The organism is Azospirillum sp. 11R-A (genome assembly GCF_049472615.1).
Lineage (GTDB): Bacteria > Pseudomonadota > Alphaproteobacteria > Azospirillales > Azospirillaceae > Azospirillum > Azospirillum palustre.
In genome coordinates this window covers 107,428-130,134 of the sequence record NZ_JBCEBL010000010.1, presented here as the reverse complement: position 1 = coordinate 130,134, position 22,707 = coordinate 107,428, and the positions used below count along the sequence as shown (strand labels likewise).

Here is a 22,707-nt window from a genome sequence, read left to right as displayed (position 1 = left end):
TCGTGAAGACGCGCCAATGCTGGGTCTCGGACCGATCGCCTTCGCCGCCCCCTGGGTCTTGACCGCACTGGCTGCCCTGCCGGTCCTATGGTGGCTGCTGCGCGTCACACCGCCGGCACCACGGGCTATCCAGTTCCCCGCCATCCGCCTGCTGCGCGATCTGATCGCGCGGGAGGAGACGCCGGCTCGGACGCCGTGGTGGCTGCTGCTGCTGCGGCTGATCGTGGCGGCGCTGATCATCCTGGCCCTGGCCGGTCCGTTGCTGAACCCGCGGGCGGCACTGCCCGGCGGCGGGCCGTTGCTGCTGGTGGTCGACAATGGCTGGGCGGCCGGGCGCGACTGGCCGACCCGCAAGCGCACGATGGACGAGCTGATCGCCCAGGCCGACCGCCAGCAGCGGCCGGTGATCCTGCTGCCCACCGCCCCGGCCGCCGACGGGCAACAGATTCATGCAAGCGCCGTCCTGCCGGCACCCGAGGCCCGCCGTCTGGCCCAGGCGATGGTTCCCCTGCCCTGGCCGACCGACCGTGCCGCGGCGCTGGAGGCCCTGAAGGCGGTGGCCACGCAGGCCAACGGGCGCGGCTCCATCCATGCGGTGTGGCTCAGCGACGGCGTCGGCGACAAACAGGCCGCCGCTCTCGCCGCCGGATTGCAGCGGCTGGGCTCCGCCGACGTTCTCGACGATTCCGCCGAGCATCCCCCTCATTTGCTGCTGCCGCCCTCCAGCGAGGGCACGGCACTGACCGCCCGCGTCGTCCGCGCCGACCCGTCGAAACCGGAGCCGGTGACCGTCCGCCTCGCCGCTGCCGACGGCCGGCTGCTGACCCGCCAGACCGTCAGCTTCGAGCCGGGCCAGAAGGTTCGGGAGGTGCGGCTGGACGTGCCGACCGAGCTGCGCAACGACGCCGCCAGCCTGCGGGTCGAAGGCGATACCACCGCCGGCGCCACCGTCCTGCTGGACGAGCGCTGGCGCCGCCGCCCCGTCGGTCTCGCGTCCGGCCGGGCGGAAGGGGAAAGCCAGCCGCTGCTGTCCGATCTCTATTATCTCGAACGCGCGCTGTCGCCCTACAACGAGGTGCGTCGCGGCGAGACGCTGGATCTGCTGAAGCGCGATCTGGCCGTGCTGATCCTGTCCGACATCGGCGCCCTGACCGGGACCGAGGTTCAGGACATCGAGGATTGGGTGAAGAAGGGTGGCGTGCTGGTCCGCTTCGCCGGCCCGCGTCTGGCCCAGCATGCCGACACGCTGGTGCCGGAGCGGCTGCGCATCGGCGACCGTGCGCTTGGCGGCGCATTGTCCTGGTCGGAGCCGGCAAAACTCCAGCCCTTCCCGCCGAAATCGCCCTTCGAGGGGCTGACCATCCCGCCCGATGTCCAGGTGAACCGGCAGGTGCTCGCCGAGCCCGCGCTGGATCTGGCCGACCGCACCTGGGCGAGGCTGGCCGACGGCACGCCGCTGGTCACTTCGCAGAAGCGCGGCGACGGCTGGATCGTGCTGGTCCACACCACCGCCAGCCCGGACTGGTCGAACCTGCCGCTGTCGGGCCTGTTCGTCGACATGCTGCGTCGGCTGGTCGCGCTCAGCGGCGGCGTGACGGGAACGGCAGCCACCGCCTCGCTCGATCCGGTCGAGGTGCTGGACGGCACCGGCCGGCTGGTTGCGCCGCCGCCCACCGCCTTCCCCATCCCCGGCAATGCTGCCGCCGATGTCATCGGACCGCGCCATCCGCCGGGGTTCTACGGCACCGACGATGCCCGGCGCGCGTTGAACCTGTCGGCTGCCGTCACCGCCATCGACCCGCTGCCGCCGATGCCGGCCGGCGTGGGCCGCGACGGCTATGGCGGCCGCGGCGAGGTTCCGCTGAAGCCGTCGCTGCTGTCGGCGGCCCTCGCCCTGCTGTCCATCGACCTGCTGATCGCGCTGGCCCTGCGTGGCTTGCTGCGCCCGCCCGCTCTGCGGCGTAGGGCTGGCGGGGCGGCGGCCGGCCTGCTGCTGGCACTCGCGCTGTCTTCAGCGCCGCAGCCCGCCCGCGCGCTCGACCAGGACAAGGCGGTCAAGGTGACGGCGGAGACCTACCTCGCCTATGTCCAGACCGGCGACAGCAGCGTCGACGACACCGCCCGCGCCGGGCTTGAGGGGCTGGTCAGCGTGCTCGGCCTGCGCACCGCCGTCGAAGCGGCCGGAGCGGTCGGCGTCGATCCCGAACAGGACGAGCTGGCCTTCTATCCCCTGCTCTACTGGCCGGTGTCGGATCGGCAGAAAGCCCTGTCCGATCAGGCGCGCCAGCGGGTGAACGAGTATATGCGCAGCGGCGGCACCATCCTGTTCGACACCCGCGATCAGGCGCCCGGCGGCGGTCCGGCCGTTCTGCAACGGCTGGTGGAGGGGCTGGACATCCCGCCGCTGGCCCCGGTGCCGCAGGATCATGTGCTGCGCAAGTCCTTCTACCTGCTGACCGACTTCCCCGGTCGCTACGCCGGCGGGCAGCTGTGGATCGAAGCGCGGGAGGGGCCGGCGAATGACGGCGTGTCCTCCGTCGTCATCGGCGGCAACGACTGGGCGTCGGCCTGGGCGGTCGGCCGCAACGGCCAGCCGATGTTCGCGGTCATCCCCGGCGGCGAGCGTCAGCGCGAGATCGCCTATCGCTTCGGCGTCAACCTCGTGATGTACGCGCTGACCGGCAACTACAAGGCCGATCAGGTCCATGTGCCCGCCATCCTGGAAAGGCTCGGCCAGTGATGCCCGTCGATCTGTTCTCCGGACTTTCCGTGGCGCTGGCGCCCCTGCTGCCCTGGCCGGTGCTGGGCGCACTTTTCGGCTTCGCCTTGCTGGTGGTGCTGATCGCGGCAGCGCGCCGGGCGCGCGGCACATGGCTGCGCCTGTTGGCGGTGGCAGTGCTGGCCCTGGCGCTGATCAATCCCTCGCTGGTCCAGGAGAAGCGCGACCCGATCAAGGACGTCGCCATCGTGGTGATCGACGATTCGCCGAGCCAGGCGATCGGCGACCGCCGCGCCCGCACCGAGCGTGCGGCGGAACAGCTGACCGAGCGGCTGAAGCGCTTCAACGACCTGGAGGTGCGCGTCGTCCGCAGCGCCGAGGGCGGCGAGACCGGCGGCACCATCAACGAGACCCATCTGTTCGATGCGCTGAACCGTGCGATGGCCGATGTGCCGCACCGCCGCATGGCCGGTGCCGTCTTCATCACCGACGGTCAGGTGCATGACGTTCCGCAGGTGCCTGGCAAGCTGGCCGACATCGGCCCGATCCACACGCTGCTGACCGGCGACCGCGACGAGGGCGACCGCCGCATCGCCATCGTGCAGGCGCCGAACTACGGCCTTGTCGGCAAGCCGGTCGAGTTGACCATCCGCGTCGACGACATGCCCGGCCGCCAGTCCGCCGACGCCGCGGTGACCCTGCGCCAGGACGGCGGCGGCCCCAGCACCATCCGCGTGCCGGTCGGCCGCGACGTTCGCGTCGACCTGCCGATCACCCATGGCGGCCAGAACGTGCTGGAACTGGAAGTCGAGCCGGCGAAGCAGGAGTTGACCCTCGCCAACAACCGCGCAGCGGTGGTGGTGAACGGCGTGCGCGACCGGCTGCGCGTGCTGCTGGTTTCCGGCGAACCCCATGCCGGCGAGCGCACGTGGCGCAACCTGCTGAAGGCCGATCCGGCGGTGGATCTGGTCCATTTCACCATCCTGCGACCGCCGGAGAAGCAGGACGGCACGCCGATCCGCGAGCTGTCGTTGATCGCCTTCCCGATCCGCGAGCTGTTCGAGGTGAAGCTGGACGAGTTCGACCTGATCATCTTCGACCGCTACCGCCGCCGTGGCGTGCTGCCGCAGATGTATCTGGAGAATATCGCCGATTATGTCCGCAAGGGCGGCGCCCTGCTGGAAACCTCCGGCCAGGGCTATGCCGGGCCGCTGTCGCTGTACCGCACGCCGCTGGGATCGATCCTGCCGGCGGCGCCCAGCGGCCAGACGGTGGACAGCCCGTTCCTGCCGACCGTGACCGATGTCGGCCGCCGCCATCCGGTGACCGCCGGACTGCCCGGCGACCGGCTGGACGCGGCACCGAGCTGGGGCCGTTGGTTCCATCAGGTGGATGTGACGCCCAACAGCGGCACCGTGGTGATGCAGGGTGCCGGCAACCGCCCGCTTCTGGTGCTGGACCGCGTCGGCAAGGGCCGGGTGGCGCAGCTCGCCTCCGACCAGATCTGGCTGTGGAGCCGCGGCTTCGAAGGCGGCGGTCCGCAGGCGGAGCTTCTGCGCCGCCTCGCTCACTGGCTGATGAAGGAGCCGGAGCTGGAGGAGAACGACCTGCGCGCCCATGTGGACGGCAACCGCATCACGGTCGAACGCCGGTCCCTGACGCCCGACCCGCGCTCCGTCACCATCACCGATCCGTCCGACCGGACCAGCACGCTTCAGTTGACCGACGACCGCACCGGCCGGGCCATCGCCACCGTGACCGCCGCGGCCCCCGGCATCTACCGCATCTCCGATGGGGAGCGGACGACGCTGGCGGTGGTTGGTGCCGTGAACACGCCGGAACTGGCTGACGTGAGGTCCACCGGCGACCGCATGCAGCCGGTGGCGGAGGCGACCGGCGGCGGCATCCACTGGGTGACCGACACCGACAGCGGCCCGAATCCCGGCATCGATGTGCGCCGCACCCAGCCCGACCGCAGCCAGACCGGCTCCGGCTGGATCGGCCTGCGCGCCAACGGCGACTATACTGTCACCGGCGTGACAGACGTGCCGCTGCTGCCGGTTGGTGCGGTGCTGGCCCTGGTGCTGGGCGGGCTGCTGATGGCATGGCGCCGGGAGGGCCGCTGAGCAGCCTCGGGGAGGGCCGATAGCCTGAGAAAATTTTCTGAAAACAGCCTGTTGCGTTCGGCCGGTCTTCCGATTATGGTGCCGCTCCTTCCGGCGATACGAGAGATCGCCGCGCCGGTTGGGGCGTCGCCAAGTGGTAAGGCAGCGGTTTTTGGTACCGCCATCCGCAGGTTCGAATCCTGCCGCCCCAGCCAATTTTCCAATTGCTGATACAGCAGACTTCCAACCCGCCCTTCGGCGGGTTTTCGCGTTTTTGGCAGCCGGTACAGTACCAACCCCTTCCGAGATCGGCACTGTACCGGGGCGCCGAGACCGGAGGCGGATGGCTCGGGAGCACTTGCCTTGCGGGTGTCCCGAGCCATTCATGTGTTAAAGAGCGGCGGCCAGTGAAGCCGAAGCCTGTTCGGATGCCAGGAACTGCGCGGAACGGCTGGTGGATGTCGTCAGCGGAGCGGCAGACCGTCCCTCGCGATACCCCGATGTCACATAATGCGTCGCAGCCCCCAGTTCGCTGGTGCCGTACATCCCGCGAAGGTCCGGGTAGCGCGCAAGATAGGCGGACGCATTGAAAGTCGTCGACCTGCCCTCAAGCCGCCCAGTGGTGGCATAGTGGAGCGCTGCAGCACTCTTATCCGCTCCGAACGCCTGGATAAGATCGGGATTGGCGGCGATGTAGCTCATTGCATTGAAGCTGGTGCTGCGTCCTTCCAGACGTCCGGCATTGATATAATGCTGGGTGGCGGCAACAGTGTTCGCACCGAACGCGGCGGCCAGATCGGGATTAGCCGCAAGATAGCCCGCGGCATCGAAGGTCGTCGACCGGTGTTCGCGGATGCCGGCGCTCAGATAATGGCTCAACACCGGCGCGGTGTTTCCGCCGAACGCGGCGGCCAGATCGGGATTCGCTGCCAGATAAGACAGCGGATCCAGTGCAGCAACGCTTGAGGTTGCAACCGTACGATCCTCGAAGCGGATGTATTCGACCCCGATCAACTGATCGTAACCATTCGAGTCATAAACATAGACGGACCCGCCATAGCTGAAGGCGGTATTCCAATACGTGCTCCTATCACGTTGGACGGTATCGACGCCGTCACCACCGTCGATAACGTTGTTCCCGTAGCCGCCATCCAGAAGGTCCGATCCGCCGCCACCCAGAATCGTATCGTTTCCGGCATATCCCCGAATTGTATCGTTGAAATCCGACCCGAACATCGTGTCCGAACCTGACAGGATCGAGGACCGTGCGCTGCTGCTTGCGCCACTGGACAGCCACGCGAGGAAGGTGGTCGCGGGAACCGACAGGTTTTCGACGGTGTAGGTCGGCCTGCCATTCGACAGCGAGCGTATGGCAGAAATCGTTCCGCCCACAACATTGGTGCCCGTCGAATTGTATGCGAAATTTCCATAAAACTCGGTGACTGCACCGCCACCGTAGCTTGCCGAAATAAAGGTGCTGTTTGCACCGGATATCTGCGCATACAGAAGATCGGCAATATAGATATTGTCGGTGTTAACCCCGGTTGAACCACCCGCAATAAAGCGCGCCATAGGCCTTCCCCTGATTTTTGTTGCGTTCGTTTTCAGCTCGACGCGTGTTATTCGTATGACGCTTTTAAGATCGCTCAAGCTGAACGAAAACGGCATTAGAGTAGCACAACCTCAGGGTATGAAAAACACGCAATTGCATTTTCCTGCAATGGTTTGCGGCAGAAAATTACGAGCCGTGCTCCCTGACCGCCAGTGATCAGGTGCCAAACGGCGAAGGGCAGCCGGATCGGCAGCCTTACCCTTGGATCTCCGCGACCTCGTTCGCAGCTGGCTCGACCAGCATGACCAAGGTGAAAACGGACCGGTCGCCCGGACGCAGGGTCACCTGCTCCAACGTCAGGGCGCCATCCAATGGATGATTGAATCGGCGCAGGCCGCCTTCACGCTCCAGAACACCCTGGTCCTCCCACAGCCGGGCGAACAGGGGGCTGGCCTGCCGCAGTTCGTCGACCAGTTGGCGAAGCGTCGGGTCGTCCGGGTGCCGGGCCGTTTCGGCACGAAACTCCGCCAGCAGCCGGCGGCCGCGATTCTCCCAATCCTGAATGAAATCGCGGGCCGACGGATCGAGGAAGACATAGCGCAGCAGATTGGTTTCGGCGCCGGCCAGCCAACCGGAAAAAAGCCGCTCCGCCCGAGGATTCCAGCCGACGGCGCTCCAGCACCGGTCGAGGAGATAGGCTGGCGCTGTCATCGCCGCCAGCGCCGCAAGCAGCGACGGCGGAGGGCCGTCCGCCTGCCCCGCTGCCGGCATGTCCGGGTCGCGCTTGCGGGTTAGTTCGAACAGATAGGCCCGCTCAGCCGGGGTCAGGTGCAGCGCATTCGACAGGCGCGCCAATGCCGCGGGAGAAACCGAAACGTCGCGGCCCTGTTCGAGCCACGTGTACCAGGTCGGACTGATGCCGCAGAGTTGCGCCAGTTCCTCCCGCCTCAGGCCGGGCGTTCTACGGCGGGCGGAACCGGTTCGAACACCGGCCTCTGCCGGAGCGATCCGTTCGCGGTGGCGCCGCAGGAAGGAGGCGAGCAAGCGGCGGCGGTCGGCCGTTGGATCGACGGGGGCCTGACCGGTGGAGGTGGGTGTGCGGATCATGGTGGCAGTGCTTATACCAGGATAACCACATGCCTTGTACCCGGTTACGAATGGCGCGACGCTCGCCACATCAGCCAGCCAACTGCAAGGAAGCCCCCCATGACCCGGACTCACCATGGCGTCGTCGCCGAGAATTACGGCCCGCGGGCCGATGCCTATGTGTCCAGTGCCGTCCATGCCGGCGGTGCCGACCTGGACCAGATCGAGCTGGTCCTGCGTGGCCGGTCGAACGCGCGGGTTCTGGATCTGGGCTGCGGCGGCGGCCATGTCAGCTACCGCGCCGCTCCCCATGTGGCGGAGGTCGTGGCCGTCGACCTGACGCCGGAGATGCTGGAGGTGGTCGCCCGCACCGCCGCGGAGCGCGGCCTGTCCAACATCGCCACCCGGCAGGCGCCCGCCGAACGGCTGCCCTTCGAGGATGGCCGGTTCGACGTCGTGCTCTGCCGCTTCACCGCCCATCATTGGCGTGATTTCGAGGCCGGACTGCGGGAAGCGCGGCGGGTGCTGGCACCGGGCGGGATTGCGGTCTTCATCGACTGTATCGCACCGGCTGCCGCCGTGCTGGACACCCACCTGCAGGTGGTCGAGGTGCTGCGCGACCCGTCGCATGTCCGCAACTATACGGCGGCTGAATGGATGGCGGCATTGGCACGGGCGGGCTTCGCTGTCCGGTCCCTGACGCCGCGTCGTTTGCGCATGGAGTTCCCGGTGTGGACCGCCCGCACCCGCACCCCGGACCTCCATGCCCAGGCCATCCGCTCGCTCCAGCGCAGTGCGGCGGCGGAGGTCCGCACCCATTTCGACATCACCGAAGACGGCAGCTTCCTGCTCGACACGCTGACGCTGGAGGCGGACCCGGTTTGACAGGCCGGTTCAGCAGGCCGCCGGAACAGTCGTCCGGCGGTCGGTCTCCCGCCTGTCGAGCGCGCCGCTCGCCAGCGTCAGGACGAGACCGCCCAGAACGAACAGGCCACCGACCCACGGCGTGGCGCCGAGACCGAGCGGGGAGGAAACAACCTGCCCACCGAAGAAGGCGCCCGCCGCGATGCCCAGGTTGAAGGCGGCGATGTTCAACGCCGACGCCACATCGACCGCTTCCGGCGCGTGACGCTGCGCCAGCTGGACGACATAAAGCTGAAGGCCCGGGACATTGGCGAAGGCCAGCGCCCCCATGCCGGCCAGCGTGACCAGCGCCGGAACCTTGGCGTCCGCGGTGAAGGTGAAGACGATCAGAACCAGCGCCTGCAAGGCGAACAGCCAGGCCAGCGCCCGAACCGGCCGGCGGTTGGCGAGCCGGCCGCCGACGACATTGCCGACCGCGATGGCGGCACCGTACAGAATCAGCACGAGGCTGACGGTCGAGTTCGAGAAGCCGGTGATCGTCTCAAGGATCGGCGCCAGGAAGGTGAAGGCGACGAAGGTGCCGCCATAGCCGAGTGCGGTGATGGCGAAGGCCAGCAGAAGCCGCGGCTTCGCCAGGACGCCCAGCTGCGTGCCCAGACCGGCGGCCGGCGGCTGGCTGAGCCGTGCCGGCACCAGCGCCGCGACGCCCAGCCCGCCGACGACGCCCAGCGCCGACACCGCCAGGAAGGTGGCGCGCCAGCCGAAGGTCTGGCCGATCCAGGTGCCCAGCGGCACGCCGGTGACGATGGCGATGGTCAGGCCGGAGAACATCATGGCGATGGCCGAGGCGCGCCGGTCTTCCGGCACCAGATCGGCGGCGATGGTCGAACCGACCGAGAAGAAGACGCCATGGGCGAAGGCGCTCAGCACCCGCGCCACCAGCAGCGTCTCGTAATTGGGGCTGATGCCGGCCAGCAGGTTGCCGGCGACGAACACGCCCATCAGTCCGAGCAGCAGCGGCTTGCGCGGCACCCGGCCGGTCAGCGCGGTCAGAATCGGCGCGCCGAACGTGACGCCCAGCGCATAGACGCTGACCACCATGCCGGCCAGCGGCAGGCTGACGTCCAGGTCGCTCGCTACGGTGGGGAGCAGGCCGACGATCACGAACTCCGTCGTCCCGATCGCATAGGCGCTGATCGCCAGCGCCAGCAGTGCAAGTGGCATTTCCAAGGTCTCCATTCCAAGAAGGACTGTGCTGGGGAGACGATGTGCGCCATAAGGTCAGGAACGGGAATACCAGCCCAGTTCGCATGATTTTGTCATTCAGGGACAAGGTAAGGATGGAGATGCCGGAATGAGCGATCCGCGCGCCTGGGAAATGCGGGTTTTCCTGCGGGTTGCCGTCCAGGGCAGCTTCAGCGCCGCCGGGCGCGATGTCGGCATGACACCGTCATCCACGGCGAAGCTGGTCGGTCGGCTGGAGGAACGGCTGGGTGTGCGTCTGGTCGAACGCTCCACCAGGAAGCTGCGCCTGACCGCCGAGGGAGAGCTGTATCGGGAACGGGCACAGGCGCTGCTGGGAGAGTTGGACGCGCTGGATGCGGAGATTGCCGGCGGCGCCCGCGCGCCGACTGGCCTGATCCGCGCAAACGCCTCGGTGCCGTTCGGCCAGCATTGCCTGCTGCCGCTGCTGCCTGAGTTCCTGCGTGACCATCCCGGCATCACGATGGACGTGACGATGACCGACGAGGTGGTGGACCTCTATGCCGCCCGTGTCGATGTCGCCTTCCGTGCCGGGCCCTTGAGCGATTCGGCGCTGCTGGCCCAGCGGTTGGGCGTCGTCCGGCGGAGGATCGTCGCCTCCCCCGCCTATCTGGACCGCAAAGGCGTGCCGACGACCGCCGCGGATCTGGAGGCGCATGACTGTCTGGGCTTCAATTTCCGCCGTGCCGCCGCGGTCTGGCCGCTGAAGTCCGGCGGACGGCTGGTGGACCGCGAAGTGCCGACACGCATCCTGGCCAACAATGGCGAGACGGTTCGCCACATGGCGCTGCTGGGGCTGGGGCTGGCGCGGCTGGCCGAATACCACGTCCGCGACGATTTGCGTGAAGGGCGGCTGGTCGCGGTGCTGGACGACACGCTGGTCGATACCGAGGAAATCCACGCCGTCTATACCGGCCGCGACCGTGCGCCACGCCGTGTCCGAGCCTTTCTGGACCATATGGCCCCGCGCCTGCGCGCGATGCTGGCGGGTTGATTTACCGGACACTGAAAAAGAAATCGGCCGGATGACTGGCATCCGGCCGATGGAACGCACCGCTTTGGCAAATTGCGTCAGAACGGGATCTCGTCGTCGAGATCCTCGTGACGGGGCGGAGCGCCACCGCCGCCACGGTTGCCGCCCGAAGAGCCGCCGCCGTAGTTGCCACCACCACCGCTGCCACCGCCATAGCCGCCGCCGCTTCCGCCGCCACGCGATTCGTAGCCGCCGCCGCCGCCGCCGAAGCTTCCGCCGCCACCCTCTTCACGGGCGCCGCCGGTAAAGTCGATTTCGGCCACGCGCACCGACAGGCCGGCGCCGCGGGTGCCGTCACGCTTCTCATACTCGCGCAGGGTCACTTCGCCCGAAACGACGACGCTCTTGCCCTTGGTCAGGTGCTGAGCGAGCGACTCGGCGCGGCGGCCCCAGATCGAGCAATCGACCCATTGAGTCGTCTTGCGCTCGCCAAAACCGACATCGTTGGCGACGCGGAAACCCAGCACCTTCTCGCCGCTCTGGGTCGTGCGCAATTCGCCGTCCGCGCCCAGGCGTCCCGTAAACGTCCAAACATTCATCGCTCGTTGCTCCTAAGCGCGAGTGTCCCAGCATCCATGCCGACCCGTCAGGATGCCCGGCGGAGGCATCCAGATGCCGAGGGTTCCCATTCGCAGGGCCGGCTGTTCAATGGCGACCATCCCCCCGGTCCCGCGCAACGAAGCACGAGGGACCGACGCCGGTCAACCGCCGTCGGAAATGCTCCGGCCATGTTCGGACCGGCGCACTCGCCCTGCCGCCCCGAACCAGAACACTCCATGAACAAATATAGCAGAGGAACAGGCGCGGGAAAACCGAATCCTTCGGCTTAGTGCTGGAAACCCGTCAATCGGCGCTGGGATCAGCGCAGGCGGCGCGCCGCCAGATCCAGGGCGATCTTCAGCTGTGCATGCGAAAAGGGCCTGTGCACCACGCCCAGCGGATAGGTTTCGGTGATGCGCGCCATGGTGCCGTGGTCGCTGTTGCCCGACAGGAAGATGGACCGCAGTCCGTGGTCCAGGTTCAGCCGGCGTGCCACCGCGATGCCGTCTCCGCCGCCGAGATGCGCATCGGTCATTGCCAGATCCGGACGTTCGCGCAGCGCCAGATCGACCGCCTCACACTCTGTCCGGGCAATGCCGCAGACGGTGTGCCCCAGATCCGCCATCACCACCGACAGGGCGTCGGCGATGCCGGGGTCATGCTCCACCAGAATGACGCGCAACGGCTGCCCTGGCGTACGGGTGCGATGGGGCAGATGCTGCTTGGCGATGGCGTCGATCCGGAGCATGCGACCGACCTCGGACGTTGCAACTGTTGAGCGGTATGCGGCGAATCTTGGTAAAATTTCATTTACCGATACGCCGTTTGTACTAGAACCTCCCCGAATTTGCAAGCTCAATCGTTCAGAATCTGACCTTTTGCGTCGGGCGCAAAAGGGGTGCGGGCGCCGCGAGTCGCAGCGTTTTTGACGTCTGTCCACCAAATCCAGTTTTTGCCGATGTCAGCGTCCGGCCGGTCCCAGCCAGTCGATTCCACCCTTGGGTCTTGGACCAGCACTGGCGGTGGCCCGTACCGTCGCCGCACGGGATGGCGGCGGCGGTGGCGCCGGTTCGCTGACAAGCCAGGACGCCTGCCCCTCGGCGGTTCGGGCGGACGCCGGAGCCGATGACGGAGAGGCTGGGCTGGATGGATTTGCCGCCGCAATCTGCGACAGGGCCGGTGCCAGGGGGCCGGGAGAGGGAGACGCTTGCGAAGCCGGCGGGGCCAGGGCCGGTTGGGACGGTCGGGCCGGCAAGTCGGCCGGACGTGGCGGCGCGCTGTCGGCCTGAAGCGGTTCGTCGCTCCGCTCCAGCCCATCGTCGTCGCCCCAGCCATCGGACGTGCCGTCATCGTCCGGCACTCCCCAGGCCATTGCGGCAGGCTGTCGCAGGCGGGGAGCGTCGGCGGCTCCCAACCAGGACGGACGCTCGTCATCCGACAGCGGGCCGGTCTGGGTGTTCAACTGCCGTGCCTGCTCGCGAATTTCCAGCAGGGTGGTGACCGCCAATTGCAGCAACGGCGCCAGCACCATCGGGTCGGCCATTTCCTCGGCGGTGAGCGCGGCAAAACGGTCGCGCACCGTCTCCACGGCCTGCTCCACGCCATCACGCAGGGCGCCGGCCTCGTGGGCCAGCCGCTCCACATCCTCGCGCAATGCGGAGATTTCGCACGCCTGCCGCAACTCGTGAAAGCCGATGCCCGCCCCCGGCACGGGTGCGGATCGCCGGTCGCGTGACGAACCAAAATCGTGAGGCATCCTGGCCTTACCCCGGTTCCAAGCCCAGCCCGATGAAGACGTCCGATCCGCCGGAAACGGCGGCGTCCATCCTTATGGCAACCCGCGCAACCGACGGGTGGTTCCAAAAGCCAACGTCATGGCGCCATTTGCCGGAGCGTCGGCGAAGTTGCCCGGCGTCACCGATGGGTTCCCGATTGGGCAACACTGTTTAGCGCCGTTGATGTCGTTTGGAAACCGTTTGCGCGTGATGGCCGCTTGTACTATTTTTTCGGCCCCAGGGGAATGGATTCCTTGCGATCCAACATCCAGGCGCTTCCCCGTCGCCATTTCATCTTGCCGGAATCCCATACGGTGTCGATCGACCGCTCGGAACTTGAACGGCTCCTTGCCGATCGCCCGGCTGGCAACCGCAGCGCCATGCAGGCGGTGCGCGAAAGCTATGCCGATATCGGGCTGATGCGCGAGCGCGGCCTGTCCTGGGCCGAGATCTCCGATCTGCTGGCCAAACTGGGGGTGGCTGCCCGCGACAACCAGCCGATCTCGCCCGTTACCTTGCGCTCTGCCTTCTTCCTCGTCGGAAACGAAGGGCGTGGCGAGGCCGCCGGCGACCATGGCGCCGCAGCCCTTCCTGCCGAGACCCTGGCCGCCGTCCATGAAGCCGCCCTGTCCGCCGGCCTGATGAAGGAAGAGGCCGAAGATGCGGATGAGGGCGGCCACGAGAAGGACGGCGAGAAGGACGACGGGCGCGACTCCGTTGTCGAGCCCGTAACGGAGGCTCCCAACTCCGATGTGGAACTGCTGACCGAGACGACCGGGCTTGATGGCGGGCTTGATGGCGAGGATGCCCAGGCGAACGCCGTCGCGGAAGAGCCGCTGACGCAAGAGCCCGCGCCCGAAGAGGGCGAACCGGCCCCGAAAGCCGTCGAGGAACCTTCACAACCCGCCTCCCCTGCCCTGGACCTGCTCGCACCGGCGACCGCCGTTGCCGAAGACCGGCCGGCAGAGGACGAGACTGGAACCGGGGAGGATGAAACGCCTCCCGAACCCGCAATGACTAGGCCGGAACCGCAGCCGGCTTCCCATCGGACGTCCACGGCGGTTGCGCGGGGCACCGGCTCTCCTGTATTCCCACCGATGCCTGCCACGATGACCCAAGACGACTCAACAAACGCATACTGGAAAGGCGATCGCATGCTGGGCACGATCTTCGTCCTCAATGACCGCGGCGGCGTCGGCAAGACGCTGCTGTCCCATCACCTGATGGCGACCGCCATGCTGGAAGGCCTGCAGCTGAAGGTCGTCGAGTACGAGGTGAACGAGCGTCTCGCCCGCCTGTTCGGCCCGGACGTGGTCGAACACCGCCGCATCACCCAGGACTTCATGAACATGATGGGCTCGGGTGACGGCTTCTACGAGTTCTGGGACCTGATCGGGCCGGAATTGCAGCGCGGCGGCCGTCTGTATGACTTCGGCGGCAACATCTCGCAGTGGTTCTTCAACTGGGCCGAGGTGTCGGGCTTCGACTATTACGTCGGCGAAGGCGAACGGTTGACCTTCATGGTCCCGGTGACCGTCGATCTCGCCTCGCTGTCCACCGGCATGACGACGCTGGAGCGGGTGGCGACCATCGCCCCGAAGGCCAAGCGCGTCCTGGTGGAAAACGGCTTCTCCGGCCCGTTCTCCCAGCTGGAGGACAGCCAGTATGCTCGCCGCAAGGCGGAGATGGTGGAGCGCGAGGGCCTGCAGGTCATCTCCATGCAGCCCTGCACCGCCCCGGCCTGGGCGCGCCTGACCGGCCACCGGCTGGATCAGGTGGCGACGATGACCCGCGAGGATCTGGTGAAGCTGGGCATGACCCCGCCAGTCGCCTCCCGTTCGCTGATCATCATCCACGAATGGCTGCGCAACATGCGCCAGTCGCTGTCGCCCTACCTGCACGACGCCTTCCGCCAGACCCCGGCCACCGCGAAGGCGCGCTGAAGCCTGGGAACGAGCTGAGACGGACCTTCACGAAAAGCCCTTCTTCCCCGGCGGAAGAGGGGCTTTTTGATATCTGCGGGGCGCTCTTCTACGCGGCGCTTTGGGCCGGGCTGGCGCTGTAGAGATCTTCCTTCACCGGGGCCACCGACCGCACCTGATAGCCGGGCCGGGCGCTGAAGCGGCGGTTGGCACGTTCGCCGGCCTCGCGGTCCGACTCCGCCCAGACGAGATACTGGCGCCCCCGTGCCCATTCGACGGCCAGAGGGTGGGCAGCATCGATCTCGCCGATCTGCTGGTTCACCACGGTGACCAGCCATTCCTTGTCGCCGGGATTGCGCCGGTCGGTCAGGATCAGGATCTGCGGACGACGCTTCGACTGCGCTTCGGTCAGGCGCTGTTGCACCTCCGTCTGCTTCTTGCGCAGCTCCACCATCTCCCGGGTCAGTTCCTCGATTTCGGCATGGAGGGTCTCCTCCTCCCGATGCAGGCGGTGGATGGTGGCATCCAGCTTGTCGAGGTTGTTGCGGACGCCGCGGACGCGCTGGCGCGCCTGCGACACCCTCTGCTCGACGCTCATCAGGATGTTGCCGAGCCAGGCACCGATGGCGACGATGGCCAGGACGATGATGAAGTTGATCATCATGTGACGCCGCCCACCTTCGCCCGGGCGGTGGCGGGCGGCGTCGGCACGCCCTTGCCGGCGGCCTTGCCTCCGGCCCGCGCATCGCCACGCATGAACGTCTTCTGGAAACCCATTTTGAACGGGAAGGCCACATCGCACATCTGCTTGGCCTCGTCGAAGCTGGACGCCCAGACCTCGGCCACGTTCGTGCAGCGCCAGATGGGGTTGACTTGCGCCCGCTCACCGGCGGCGCGGGCAGCGGCAGACGCCTTCTCCTGCGTCACCGTCGCGACGAATTTCATCAGCCCGGCCTGCGGGTCGCCGACCTCATGCACGAACATCGGCGGCTGGTCCGAGAGGTCCCGGACCTGCTTTTCCGCCTTGCGGATATCGCTTTCCAGCCGGTTGCGGTCGGAAGACTGGCTGTTCCGGCGCTGGACCAGATGGTTCACCCGGTTTTGAAGGTCCTGCGCCTCGGCATGCAGGACGTAGATGCGGTTCTCGACCTGATCCAGGCCGCTGCTCTTTTCCATGATGTTCGGCAGGAAATCCTTCAGCATCATGGCGACCGGGACGGCAGCCAGCATGATGATGACGATGGCGATCAGGAACAGCGTCGTGTTCGACATCCGCCCGGCCGTCCTCCTACCGCAAATCCTGCCCGCGAATCCTGCCGAAGCCCGCATCACCCGACGCGGAAGCTGCACCGGCGCAGTAAAAAAGAGAATCAACGAACAATCCGACCCCGTCAACGAATCGTCACAGGTTGGTTCGAAATTCGTCGGAATGAGTCGGCCGGCTGTGGGTCAGGACAGCGCCATCCTTCAGGACATGGCAGTCTCAGCCACCCGCTTCACCGCGTCCCGCACCGGTCCGGGACGCCGCTCGTCGCCGAGCGTGGTGAACCAATGGTCCGGCGGATTGCGGCCGGCGGCGCGGTTCCAGGTCAGGGCGCGCAGCACCGCCACCGCCTCCGCCGTCGGCCGCACGGCGGGATCGATGCCGTTCATCACCGCCCAGATCCCGGCCCAGCAACGCCCGACCGACCAGGGATTATAGCCGCCGCCGCCGACCACCAGAACCCGCGGCGCCAGCGGAAGCAGCGCCGCCACAGCATCCCACAGCGCGCGGTTGGACAACTCCAGCCGGCTCAACGGATCCTCGGCCAAGGCATCGGCACCGGTCTGGATCACCATCGCCTGCGGACGGAAGGCACGGGCCAGCGGCAGGACCGCCGCCTCCATCACATGCTCCATCTCGCTGTCGTTGAAGCCCGGTGGCACCGGCAGATTGCGGGCCATGCCGCCGGCGCGTTCCTCCGCCTTGCCGGTGTAGGGCCAGCGCCCATCCTCATGGATCGACACAGTCAGCACCCGGTCGTCGTCGGCGAAGGCCTCCTCCACCCCGTCGCCATGATGGGCGTCGAGATCGACATAGAGGACCCGCTCCAGCCCATGGTCGATCAGTTCCAGAATGCCGAGAACCGGCGCGTTGAAATAGCAGAAGCCGCTGGCCCGGTCGCGCCGCGCATGATGCGTCCCGGCGGCCGGCGCATAGACAAGACCGGCCGGCCGGTCGCCGAGAATCCTGGCCGCCTGCAACGCCGATCCGCTGCTATGGGCCGGCCGCCGGTACATCTCGGCGAAGACGGGATTTTCCAGCTTGCCGAGATTGTGGCGGGTGGCGGTCGCCTCGTCGACCCGCTGCTCGGCCTCCGCCCGCTTCAGCGCGGCGATGTAGTCGGCGGTATGGAAGCGCGCCAGTTCGCGTTCGCTCGCCACATGGGTGTCGAGATAGACCTCGTCCGGCAGCCAGCCCATGGCGCGGCTGAGGTCGATGGCGGTCGACACGCGTGGAATCGCCAGCGGATGCTTCGGCCCATAGGTCGAGCCGCGGTAGATTTCCCCGCCGATGAACAGCGGTGTGCGAAAGGGCGTGGTCAGGACGGGCACTCCTCGATGCCCGTCAGAAACTAGGCGCCGCGGCGGTGCGGTCAAGCCGCCCGCTTCCGCATGCTGGAAGCGGCATCCGGCAATGCTTGCGGTCACGGATCGTCCGCGCCTATAGTCGCCGCCTTCACTGGGGGGAGCCGATGGGCGGCTGAGAGGTCCTGTTGCGGGACGACCCCTGGAACCTGATCCGGTTCATGCCGGCGTAGGGATCAGTGATGCGGGACCGCACCCTTTCCATCTCCGCCACTCCACGATGCATGCCCGCGTGCCTGCGATGACGCCGCTTTCGGTGACCATCGCGCGCGCGCGGCTGACCTATGGCGGCACGCTCCTGTTCTCCGACCTGACGCTGGAGCTGCCGGCCGGGCGGACCACCTGCCTGCTGGGGCCGAGCGGCGTCGGCAAGACCACGCTCCTGCGCATCCTTGCAGGTTTGGCCGAGCCGGAGCCGCCGACCGAGGTGGTCACCGGCGACCGGCGGCCGTTGGCCGGCCGGATCGCCTACATGGCGCAGCAGGACCTGCTGCTGCCCTGGCTGACCGTTCTCGACAATGTGCTGCTCGGCGACCGGCTGCGCCACCGCCGTCCCGATCCGGCGCGGGTGGAGCAGGCCCGCGCGCTGCTGGATCGCGTCGGTTTGGCGGGGCGCGAGCGCGACCGTCCCGCCGCCCTGTCCGGTGGGCAGAAGCAGCGCGTGGCGTTGGCCCGCACCCTGATGGAGGACAAGCCGCTGGTCCTGATGGACGAGCCCTTCTCCGCGCTCGACGCCATCACCCGGTTGCGCTTGCAGGAAACGGCGGCGGAGACGCTGGCCGGCCGCACCGTCCTGATGGTCACCCACGACCCGCTGGAGGCGCTGCGTATCGGCGACCGCCTGCATGTGATGACCGGCCGGCCGGCCATCATGGGGCCGGCGCTGGAGCCCTCCGGCCCGGTGCCGCGCCGGGTCGACGATCCGGACCTGCTGGCGCATCAGGCCGAACTGTTGCGGAGGCTGGCGGAATGAAGGCGCTACTGCGCGGCGCGATCACCCTGCTGGTGCTGGTCGCCGGCTGGCAGGCGCTGGTCTGGGCCACCGGGCTGCCGCGCTACCTGCTGCCCGGTCCGCTGGCGGTGGCGGACGCCATGCAGCGGCAGGCCCCTCTGCTGCTGACCCATGGCCTGACCACGCTGGCCGAAATTCTGATCGGGCTGGTGGCCGGCGTGGCGCTGGGCGGGGTCAGCGCTTTGCTGCTCGCGCGGTTCCGCACGGCACGGCGCTGGCTGATGCCGCTGCTTCTGGTCAGCCAGGCCATCCCGGTCTTCGCACTGGCGCCGCTGCTGGTGCTGTGGCTCGGCTATGGCATGGCGTCCAAGATCGCCATGGCGGTGCTGGTCATCTATTTCCCGGTAACGACCGCGCTGTTCGACGGGCTGCGGCGCACCGATCCCGGCTGGCTCGACCTTGCCCGCACCATGGGCGCCTCGCCCGCCGCGATCCTGTGGAGCATCCGCCTGCCGGCCGCCCTGCCCGCCTTCTGGTCCGGCGTAAGGGTGGCCGCCGCGGTGGCGCCCATCGGGGCGGTGATCGGCGAATGGGTGGGGTCGTCCTCCGGACTTGGCTACCTGATGCTGCACGCCAATGCCCGCATGCAGATCGATCTTCTGTTCGCCGCCGTGCTGGTGCTGGGGCTGTTCGCGGTGACGCTGTACGCCGCCGTCGATGCGCTGGCCCGCCGTGCCCTGCCCTGGCAACCCGATACCCAACCTGCCGAAGACGCCAACCCTTGAAGGGGGAGAGACACCCGATGAAGCATCTTTTCACCGCCGGCCTGATCGCCGCCGGCCTGATGACCTCGCTTCCCGCGCTGGCCCAGGACAAGCTGTCCGTGATGCTGGACTGGTTCGTCAACCCGGACCACGCCCCGCTGGTGGTGGCGCAGGAGAAGGGTTTCTTCAAGGATGCCGGGCTTGAGGTCACCCTGACCGCCCCGGCCGACCCCAACGACCCGCCGAAGCTGGTGGCGGCCGGCGGCGCCGACATCGCCGTCTCCTACCAGCCGCAGCTGATCCTGCAGGTGGCGGAGGAGCTGCCGCTGGTCCGCATCGGCACGCTGGTGTCCACGCCGCTGAACTCCGTCGTCGTGCTGCGCGACGGGCCGGTGAAGACGCTGAAGGATCTGAAGGGCCGCAAGGTCGGCTATTCCATCGCCGGCTTCGAGGACGCTCTGCTGGGCGCCATGCTGGAGAAGCAGGGGCTGAGCCTGAAGGACGTCGAGCTGGTGAACGTCAACTTCTCCCTCTCGCCATCGCTGCTGTCGGGCCAGGTCGATGCGGTGGTCGGCGCCTTCCGCAACTTCGAACTGAACCAGATGGAGATCGAGAAGCACCCCGGCCGCGCCTTCTATCCCGAGGAAGAGGGTGTTCCGCCCTATGACGAACTGATTCTGGTCGCCCGCAAGGACAAGGTGAACGACCCGCGCTTCAAGCGCTTCCTGGCGGCGGTGGAGCGGGCGACGCTCTACATCCTGAACCATCCGGAGGAATCGCAGGCTGCCTTCGTCAAGGGTCGGCCCGAACTGAACGACGAGCTGAACCGCCGCGCCTGGGCCGACACGCTGCCGCGCTTCTCCCACAGCCCGGCCGCGCTGGATGCCGAGCGCTACACCCGCTTCGCCGAGTTCCTGAAGGCCCGCGGTCTGATCAAGGCGGTGGCGCCGGTCGACCAGTATGCGGTGGTGGTGAAGTAACGGTCTCCCACGGCCCCTGCCATCCACCGACATTGCCATCGACCCCGGCGGAGCGTTACCTAGAGGGAAACCGCTCCGCCGGCTGATGGTGGACCGATCATAATGTTGGGAGACGCGAGGGCATGCCGATCAAGACCATCCTGCTGCACATGGCCAACGACGACGCCCACGCCAGCCGTCTGGCGGTGGCGGCGGCCCTGGCCAAGCGTTTCTCCGCCCATATCCAGGCGCTCTACATCGCCACCCCGGTGTCGATGCCGGCGGGCGCCACCGGCCGCGCCGCCTCCTACGGCTTCATGGCGGAGGCGACCGCAATCGCCCACGAGAATGCCGAGCGGATCGAGCAGGAGGTCCGCAAGTCGCTTGACGGACTGCCCTACGACTGGACGGTCGAAGAGGGCGACCACGTCGATCTGCTGGCCGAGCGCGCCGCCTATGCCGACCTGATCGTCGTCGCGCAATCCGCGGCGGTGCGGGCGGGCGAGCGGGTGTCGCTGCACCACATCCCCGACCGTTTGCCGCTGGAGACCGCAACGCCGGTCCTGGTCCTGCCGCCGAGGCAGCCGGCCGCGGCCCCCATCGGCCGCCATGTGCTGATCGCCTGGAAGAACACACGCGAATCCACGCGTGCGGTCCGCGCCGCCATGCCCTTCCTGGAGGCGGCAGAGTCCGTCACCGTGCTGACTGTGGAACCGCTCGGGCAACAGAGCAGGGAAGCCGCCACCCTGGTCGACTGGCTGCACCGCCACGGCATCGCCGCCCGTCCGCAGTCGGTCATCGCGTCCGGCGGAGAGGTCGGCGACATGATCCTGTCCTGCTGCACCGACCAGGGCGCCGACCTGCTGGTGATGGGCGCCTACGGCCACTCCCGCCTGCGTGAACTGGTGCTGGGCGGGGCGACCCGCACGGTGTTGGACGGGCTGGCTCTGCCGGTGCTGTTGGCGCATTGAAGGGGCGCGGGAGGGCTGTCGCCCTCCTGCACCCAACACGCACTCAGCCGAACAGCTGTCCGTGCAGCGCCTGCCAGCTTTCGCGGTCGGGCGCCAGCAGAAGGCTGCCATTCAGCAGCCCCGGCCGGTAGGGCGTCCCGTCGATCAGCGCCGAATAGCCGCCGGCCTCCGCATGCAGCAGGACGCCGGCCGCATGGTCCCACGGCATCAGCCGGTGATAGAGCGAGTAATGCGCCCGCCCCTCCAGCAGGCGCAGATACTCCTGGGCGGCGCTCGACAGGCACACGCGGTCAGCCAGCCCGACGCTGCGCTCTTCCAACTGGCGCCCCATCTCCGCGCTGCAAAAGCGCGTGGACAGTGCTCCGACCATCTGCGGCAACGGCACGGCCGGTGCGACATGGACGCGGCGACCGTCGAGCCAGGCCCCCTGCCCCTTCACCGCCGCCGCCATCCGGCCGTCGACCGGATCGTGGATCCAGCCGGCGACCGTCTCGCCCTTGCAGGCAAGCGCGACGATCACCGCGAACATCGGCCGTCCCTGGGCGAAGTTGATCGTGCCGTCCACCGGGTCGATGATCCATACCGGATCGTCGCCATGGATGCGGTCGAGCACGCGCTCGTCCTCCGATGCAGCCTCCTCCCCGACGACGCGGCTGCCCGGCAGCAGCGCCGACAGCGCCGGGGTCAAGGCCCGCTCCGCCGCCTCGTCGGCCAGCGTGACGAGATCGGTCGGGCCGGTCTTCTGCCGGATGCCGGCGGCGTCGAGCTTCTGGAAATAGGGCATGATCTCCGTCCGGGCGACGGAGCGGATCAGATCGGCGACGCGGTCGATGTCGGGAAGCGGGAAACCCGTCATGGTCGGTTGGCCCTTTTGCGGCTTGGGTTCGGAGAGGGGCAGCGCTTCGCCGCCGGCTTGCTGCCGGGCACGCTGTCCAGCTTCAGCAGGGGATCGCCACCCTTCGGGTCGGTCAGCAGCACCTTGCCGTCCAGCCCACTGTCCTTCAGCGCTTTCGACAGCGCATCGAAGGTGGCGCGGTCGGCTGCTGCCGCGGCGGCTTCCTTGGCCGCATCGGCTGGCGGCGGCGGCACAGGACCGCCCTGCGCCGGTTGGCGTGGCGCCTTGGGGTCGGGTGGCGGCGGAGGCGGAGGCGCCGCAGCGGTATCCTTCTCAGGTTCCGGCGGCGGTGGAGGCGGCGGGGGTTGCCACAGGCGGAAGCAATCGGTGAAGGTCTGCTGCTTGCAGTCCTTCAGCAGACCGGCGGCATCGGGCGCGACGACCTGCGGCTCGTCGGGCGCCACCGACAGCGGTTTCGGCGGTGGAGGAAGCGGGTCCTCGGGCGGGGTCTCCGGTTCTTCCACATAGCCGGGCGGCAGCGGCATTCCCGGTCGCAGCGGCTCCGCCGCCGCCAGTGGCTGGACGAATGCCAGCAAAAGCGGCAGCGCCGGCATCAGACGGCCGGCACCGGTCAGGATGGTTCGGGAAGGGGAACGGAGCAATTCGGGACCGCGGCGATGGCGAACGGCTCATTATGACCTGCCATCGCAGGCGCCGTCATCCCTCAAGCATGTGTCAA

20 protein-coding genes, 1 tRNA gene and 1 riboswitch are annotated in these 22,707 nt (G+C 67.9%); of the genes, 10 read left to right on the top strand and 11 right to left on the bottom strand.

Features of this window, described 5'->3' with window-relative positions:
* The first annotated feature begins 16 nt into the window (after positions 1–16).
* The 3 genes from VH569_RS15940 (at position 17) to VH569_RS15930 (ending at position 5,039) form a co-directional block, all read left to right on the top strand.
* Positions 17–2,740: a DUF4159 domain-containing protein gene (locus tag VH569_RS15940; protein ID WP_423316215.1), complete on the top strand. Its 2,724-nt coding sequence runs from the start codon at positions 17–19 to the stop codon at positions 2,738–2,740.
* On the top strand, positions 2,740–4,845 hold the full coding sequence (locus VH569_RS15935; RefSeq protein WP_423316214.1) for a hypothetical protein: 2,106 nt from the start codon (positions 2,740–2,742) through the stop codon (positions 4,843–4,845). The genes VH569_RS15940 and VH569_RS15935 overlap by 1 nt, the downstream gene beginning before the upstream one ends.
* Before the next feature lie 119 nt (positions 4,846–4,964).
* Positions 4,965–5,039: transfer RNA gene (locus VH569_RS15930), tRNA-Gln, on the top strand.
* Between the two features lie 175 nt (positions 5,040–5,214).
* On the opposite strand, the gene VH569_RS15925 is transcribed toward VH569_RS15930, so the two are convergent.
* Both VH569_RS15925 and VH569_RS15920 read right to left on the bottom strand, forming a co-directional pair.
* A complete protein-coding gene (locus VH569_RS15925) occupies positions 5,215–6,396 on the bottom strand; it encodes a hypothetical protein (RefSeq protein WP_423316213.1) in 1,182 nt (393 codons plus the stop codon).
* Positions 6,397–6,631: 235 nt separating this feature from the next.
* On the bottom strand, positions 6,632–7,483 hold the full coding sequence (locus tag VH569_RS15920) for a helix-turn-helix transcriptional regulator (protein ID WP_423316212.1): 852 nt from the start codon (positions 7,481–7,483) through the stop codon (positions 6,632–6,634).
* 99 nt (positions 7,484–7,582) lie between these two features.
* Between VH569_RS15920 and VH569_RS15915 the strand changes: the two genes are divergently transcribed.
* Positions 7,583–8,347 carry a class I SAM-dependent methyltransferase gene (locus VH569_RS15915; RefSeq protein WP_109050069.1) on the top strand — a complete coding sequence of 255 codons (765 nt, stop codon included), beginning with the start codon at positions 7,583–7,585 and terminating at the stop codon, positions 8,345–8,347.
* Between the two features lie 9 nt (positions 8,348–8,356).
* Here the strand turns inward: VH569_RS15915 and VH569_RS15910 are convergent, their stop codons facing one another.
* Positions 8,357–9,550, bottom strand: coding sequence for an MFS transporter (locus tag VH569_RS15910; protein WP_423316211.1), 1,194 nt, complete (start codon positions 9,548–9,550; stop codon positions 8,357–8,359).
* A gap of 130 nt (positions 9,551–9,680) precedes the next feature.
* Here VH569_RS15910 and VH569_RS15905 point away from each other — a divergent pair, with 130 nt between their 5' ends.
* Positions 9,681–10,583 (top strand): LysR family transcriptional regulator, encoded by a 903-nt coding sequence (locus VH569_RS15905; protein WP_423316210.1) that lies wholly within the window; start codon positions 9,681–9,683, stop codon positions 10,581–10,583.
* 77 nt (positions 10,584–10,660) lie between these two features.
* Here VH569_RS15905 and VH569_RS15900 read toward each other — a convergent pair whose 3' ends face one another.
* The 3 genes from VH569_RS15900 to VH569_RS15890 form a co-directional block, all read right to left on the bottom strand.
* Complete coding sequence (locus VH569_RS15900) at positions 10,661–11,161, bottom strand: single-stranded DNA-binding protein (RefSeq protein ID WP_423316209.1); 501 nt, start codon at positions 11,159–11,161, stop codon at positions 10,661–10,663.
* Between the two features lie 320 nt (positions 11,162–11,481).
* Complete coding sequence (locus VH569_RS15895) at positions 11,482–11,910, bottom strand: response regulator (protein ID WP_109050065.1); 429 nt, start codon at positions 11,908–11,910, stop codon at positions 11,482–11,484.
* Positions 11,911–12,123: 213 nt separating this feature from the next.
* Entirely contained in the window at positions 12,124–12,918 is a 795-nt protein-coding gene (locus VH569_RS15890) for a hypothetical protein (RefSeq protein ID WP_423316208.1), read from the bottom strand.
* Positions 12,919–13,251: 333 nt separating this feature from the next.
* Between VH569_RS15890 and VH569_RS15885 the strand changes: the two genes are divergently transcribed.
* Entirely contained in the window at positions 13,252–14,880 is a 1,629-nt protein-coding gene (locus tag VH569_RS15885; RefSeq protein WP_423316207.1) for a hypothetical protein, read from the top strand.
* An 88-nt stretch (positions 14,881–14,968) separates the two neighbouring features.
* Here VH569_RS15885 and VH569_RS15880 read toward each other — a convergent pair whose 3' ends face one another.
* From VH569_RS15880 to VH569_RS15870, 3 genes are all read right to left on the bottom strand, one after another.
* Positions 14,969–15,523 (bottom strand): hypothetical protein, encoded by a 555-nt coding sequence (locus tag VH569_RS15880; RefSeq protein WP_377809412.1) that lies wholly within the window; start codon positions 15,521–15,523, stop codon positions 14,969–14,971.
* Entirely contained in the window at positions 15,520–16,254 is a 735-nt protein-coding gene (locus VH569_RS15875; protein WP_423316206.1) for a hypothetical protein, read from the bottom strand. The genes VH569_RS15880 and VH569_RS15875 overlap by 4 nt, the downstream gene beginning before the upstream one ends.
* A 72-nt stretch (positions 16,255–16,326) precedes the next feature.
* A complete protein-coding gene (locus VH569_RS15870; RefSeq protein WP_423316205.1) occupies positions 16,327–17,454 on the bottom strand; it encodes an acetoin utilization protein AcuC in 1,128 nt (375 codons plus the stop codon).
* Between the two features lie 120 nt (positions 17,455–17,574).
* Positions 17,575–17,681: riboswitch (TPP riboswitch) on the top strand.
* 47 nt (positions 17,682–17,728) lie between these two features.
* Between VH569_RS15870 and VH569_RS15865 the strand changes: the two genes are divergently transcribed.
* The 4 genes from VH569_RS15865 to VH569_RS15850 all read left to right on the top strand — a co-directional run bounded on the left by VH569_RS15865 (position 17,729) and on the right by VH569_RS15850 (position 21,133).
* The gene (locus tag VH569_RS15865; protein ID WP_423316204.1) at positions 17,729–18,460 is read left to right on the top strand and encodes an ABC transporter ATP-binding protein; all 732 of its coding nucleotides are present in this window, start codon (positions 17,729–17,731) and stop codon (positions 18,458–18,460) included.
* Positions 18,457–19,224: an ABC transporter permease gene (locus tag VH569_RS15860; protein ID WP_423316203.1), complete on the top strand. Its 768-nt coding sequence runs from the start codon at positions 18,457–18,459 to the stop codon at positions 19,222–19,224. The genes VH569_RS15865 and VH569_RS15860 overlap by 4 nt, the downstream gene beginning before the upstream one ends.
* A 17-nt stretch (positions 19,225–19,241) precedes the next feature.
* Positions 19,242–20,183: an ABC transporter substrate-binding protein gene (locus tag VH569_RS15855; RefSeq protein WP_423316202.1), complete on the top strand. Its 942-nt coding sequence runs from the start codon at positions 19,242–19,244 to the stop codon at positions 20,181–20,183.
* A 122-nt stretch (positions 20,184–20,305) separates the two neighbouring features.
* Positions 20,306–21,133, top strand: coding sequence for a universal stress protein (locus tag VH569_RS15850; protein WP_423316201.1), 828 nt, complete (start codon positions 20,306–20,308; stop codon positions 21,131–21,133).
* 43 nt (positions 21,134–21,176) lie between these two features.
* Here the strand turns inward: VH569_RS15850 and VH569_RS15845 are convergent, their stop codons facing one another.
* Together VH569_RS15845 and VH569_RS15840 are read right to left on the bottom strand one after the other, a co-directional pair.
* Positions 21,177–21,989 (bottom strand): inositol monophosphatase family protein, encoded by an 813-nt coding sequence (locus VH569_RS15845; protein WP_423316200.1) that lies wholly within the window; start codon positions 21,987–21,989, stop codon positions 21,177–21,179.
* The gene (locus tag VH569_RS15840; RefSeq protein ID WP_423316199.1) at positions 21,986–22,582 is read right to left on the bottom strand and encodes a hypothetical protein; all 597 of its coding nucleotides are present in this window, start codon (positions 22,580–22,582) and stop codon (positions 21,986–21,988) included. The genes VH569_RS15845 and VH569_RS15840 overlap by 4 nt, the downstream gene beginning before the upstream one ends.
* Between the last annotated feature and the right edge of the window lie 125 nt (positions 22,583–22,707).

Excerpts from the sequence above, each read along its gene's own strand:
- VH569_RS15940 (WP_423316215.1), top strand. The coding sequence starts at position 17 with ATGCTGGGTCTCGGACCGATCGCCTTCGCCGCCCCCTGGGTCTTGACC.
- VH569_RS15935 (WP_423316214.1), top strand. The coding sequence starts at position 2,740 with ATGCCCGTCGATCTGTTCTCCGGACTTTCCGTGGCGCTGGCGCCCCTG.
- VH569_RS15925 (WP_423316213.1), bottom strand. The coding sequence starts at position 6,396 with ATGGCGCGCTTTATTGCGGGTGGTTCAACCGGGGTTAACACCGACAAT.
- VH569_RS15920 (WP_423316212.1), bottom strand. The coding sequence starts at position 7,483 with ATGATCCGCACACCCACCTCCACCGGTCAGGCCCCCGTCGATCCAACG.
- VH569_RS15915 (WP_109050069.1), top strand. The coding sequence starts at position 7,583 with ATGACCCGGACTCACCATGGCGTCGTCGCCGAGAATTACGGCCCGCGG.
- VH569_RS15910 (WP_423316211.1), bottom strand. The coding sequence starts at position 9,550 with ATGCCACTTGCACTGCTGGCGCTGGCGATCAGCGCCTATGCGATCGGG.
- VH569_RS15905 (WP_423316210.1), top strand. The coding sequence starts at position 9,681 with ATGAGCGATCCGCGCGCCTGGGAAATGCGGGTTTTCCTGCGGGTTGCC.
- VH569_RS15900 (WP_423316209.1), bottom strand. The coding sequence starts at position 11,161 with ATGAATGTTTGGACGTTTACGGGACGCCTGGGCGCGGACGGCGAATTG.
- VH569_RS15895 (WP_109050065.1), bottom strand. The coding sequence starts at position 11,910 with ATGCTCCGGATCGACGCCATCGCCAAGCAGCATCTGCCCCATCGCACC.
- VH569_RS15890 (WP_423316208.1), bottom strand. The coding sequence starts at position 12,918 with ATGCCTCACGATTTTGGTTCGTCACGCGACCGGCGATCCGCACCCGTG.
- VH569_RS15880 (WP_377809412.1), bottom strand. The coding sequence starts at position 15,523 with ATGATGATCAACTTCATCATCGTCCTGGCCATCGTCGCCATCGGTGCC.
- VH569_RS15865 (WP_423316204.1), top strand. The coding sequence starts at position 17,729 with ATGACGCCGCTTTCGGTGACCATCGCGCGCGCGCGGCTGACCTATGGC.
- VH569_RS15860 (WP_423316203.1), top strand. The coding sequence starts at position 18,457 with ATGAAGGCGCTACTGCGCGGCGCGATCACCCTGCTGGTGCTGGTCGCC.
- VH569_RS15855 (WP_423316202.1), top strand. The coding sequence starts at position 19,242 with ATGAAGCATCTTTTCACCGCCGGCCTGATCGCCGCCGGCCTGATGACC.
- VH569_RS15850 (WP_423316201.1), top strand. The coding sequence starts at position 20,306 with ATGCCGATCAAGACCATCCTGCTGCACATGGCCAACGACGACGCCCAC.
- VH569_RS15845 (WP_423316200.1), bottom strand. The coding sequence starts at position 21,989 with ATGACGGGTTTCCCGCTTCCCGACATCGACCGCGTCGCCGATCTGATC.
- VH569_RS15840 (WP_423316199.1), bottom strand. The coding sequence starts at position 22,582 with ATGCCGGCGCTGCCGCTTTTGCTGGCATTCGTCCAGCCACTGGCGGCG.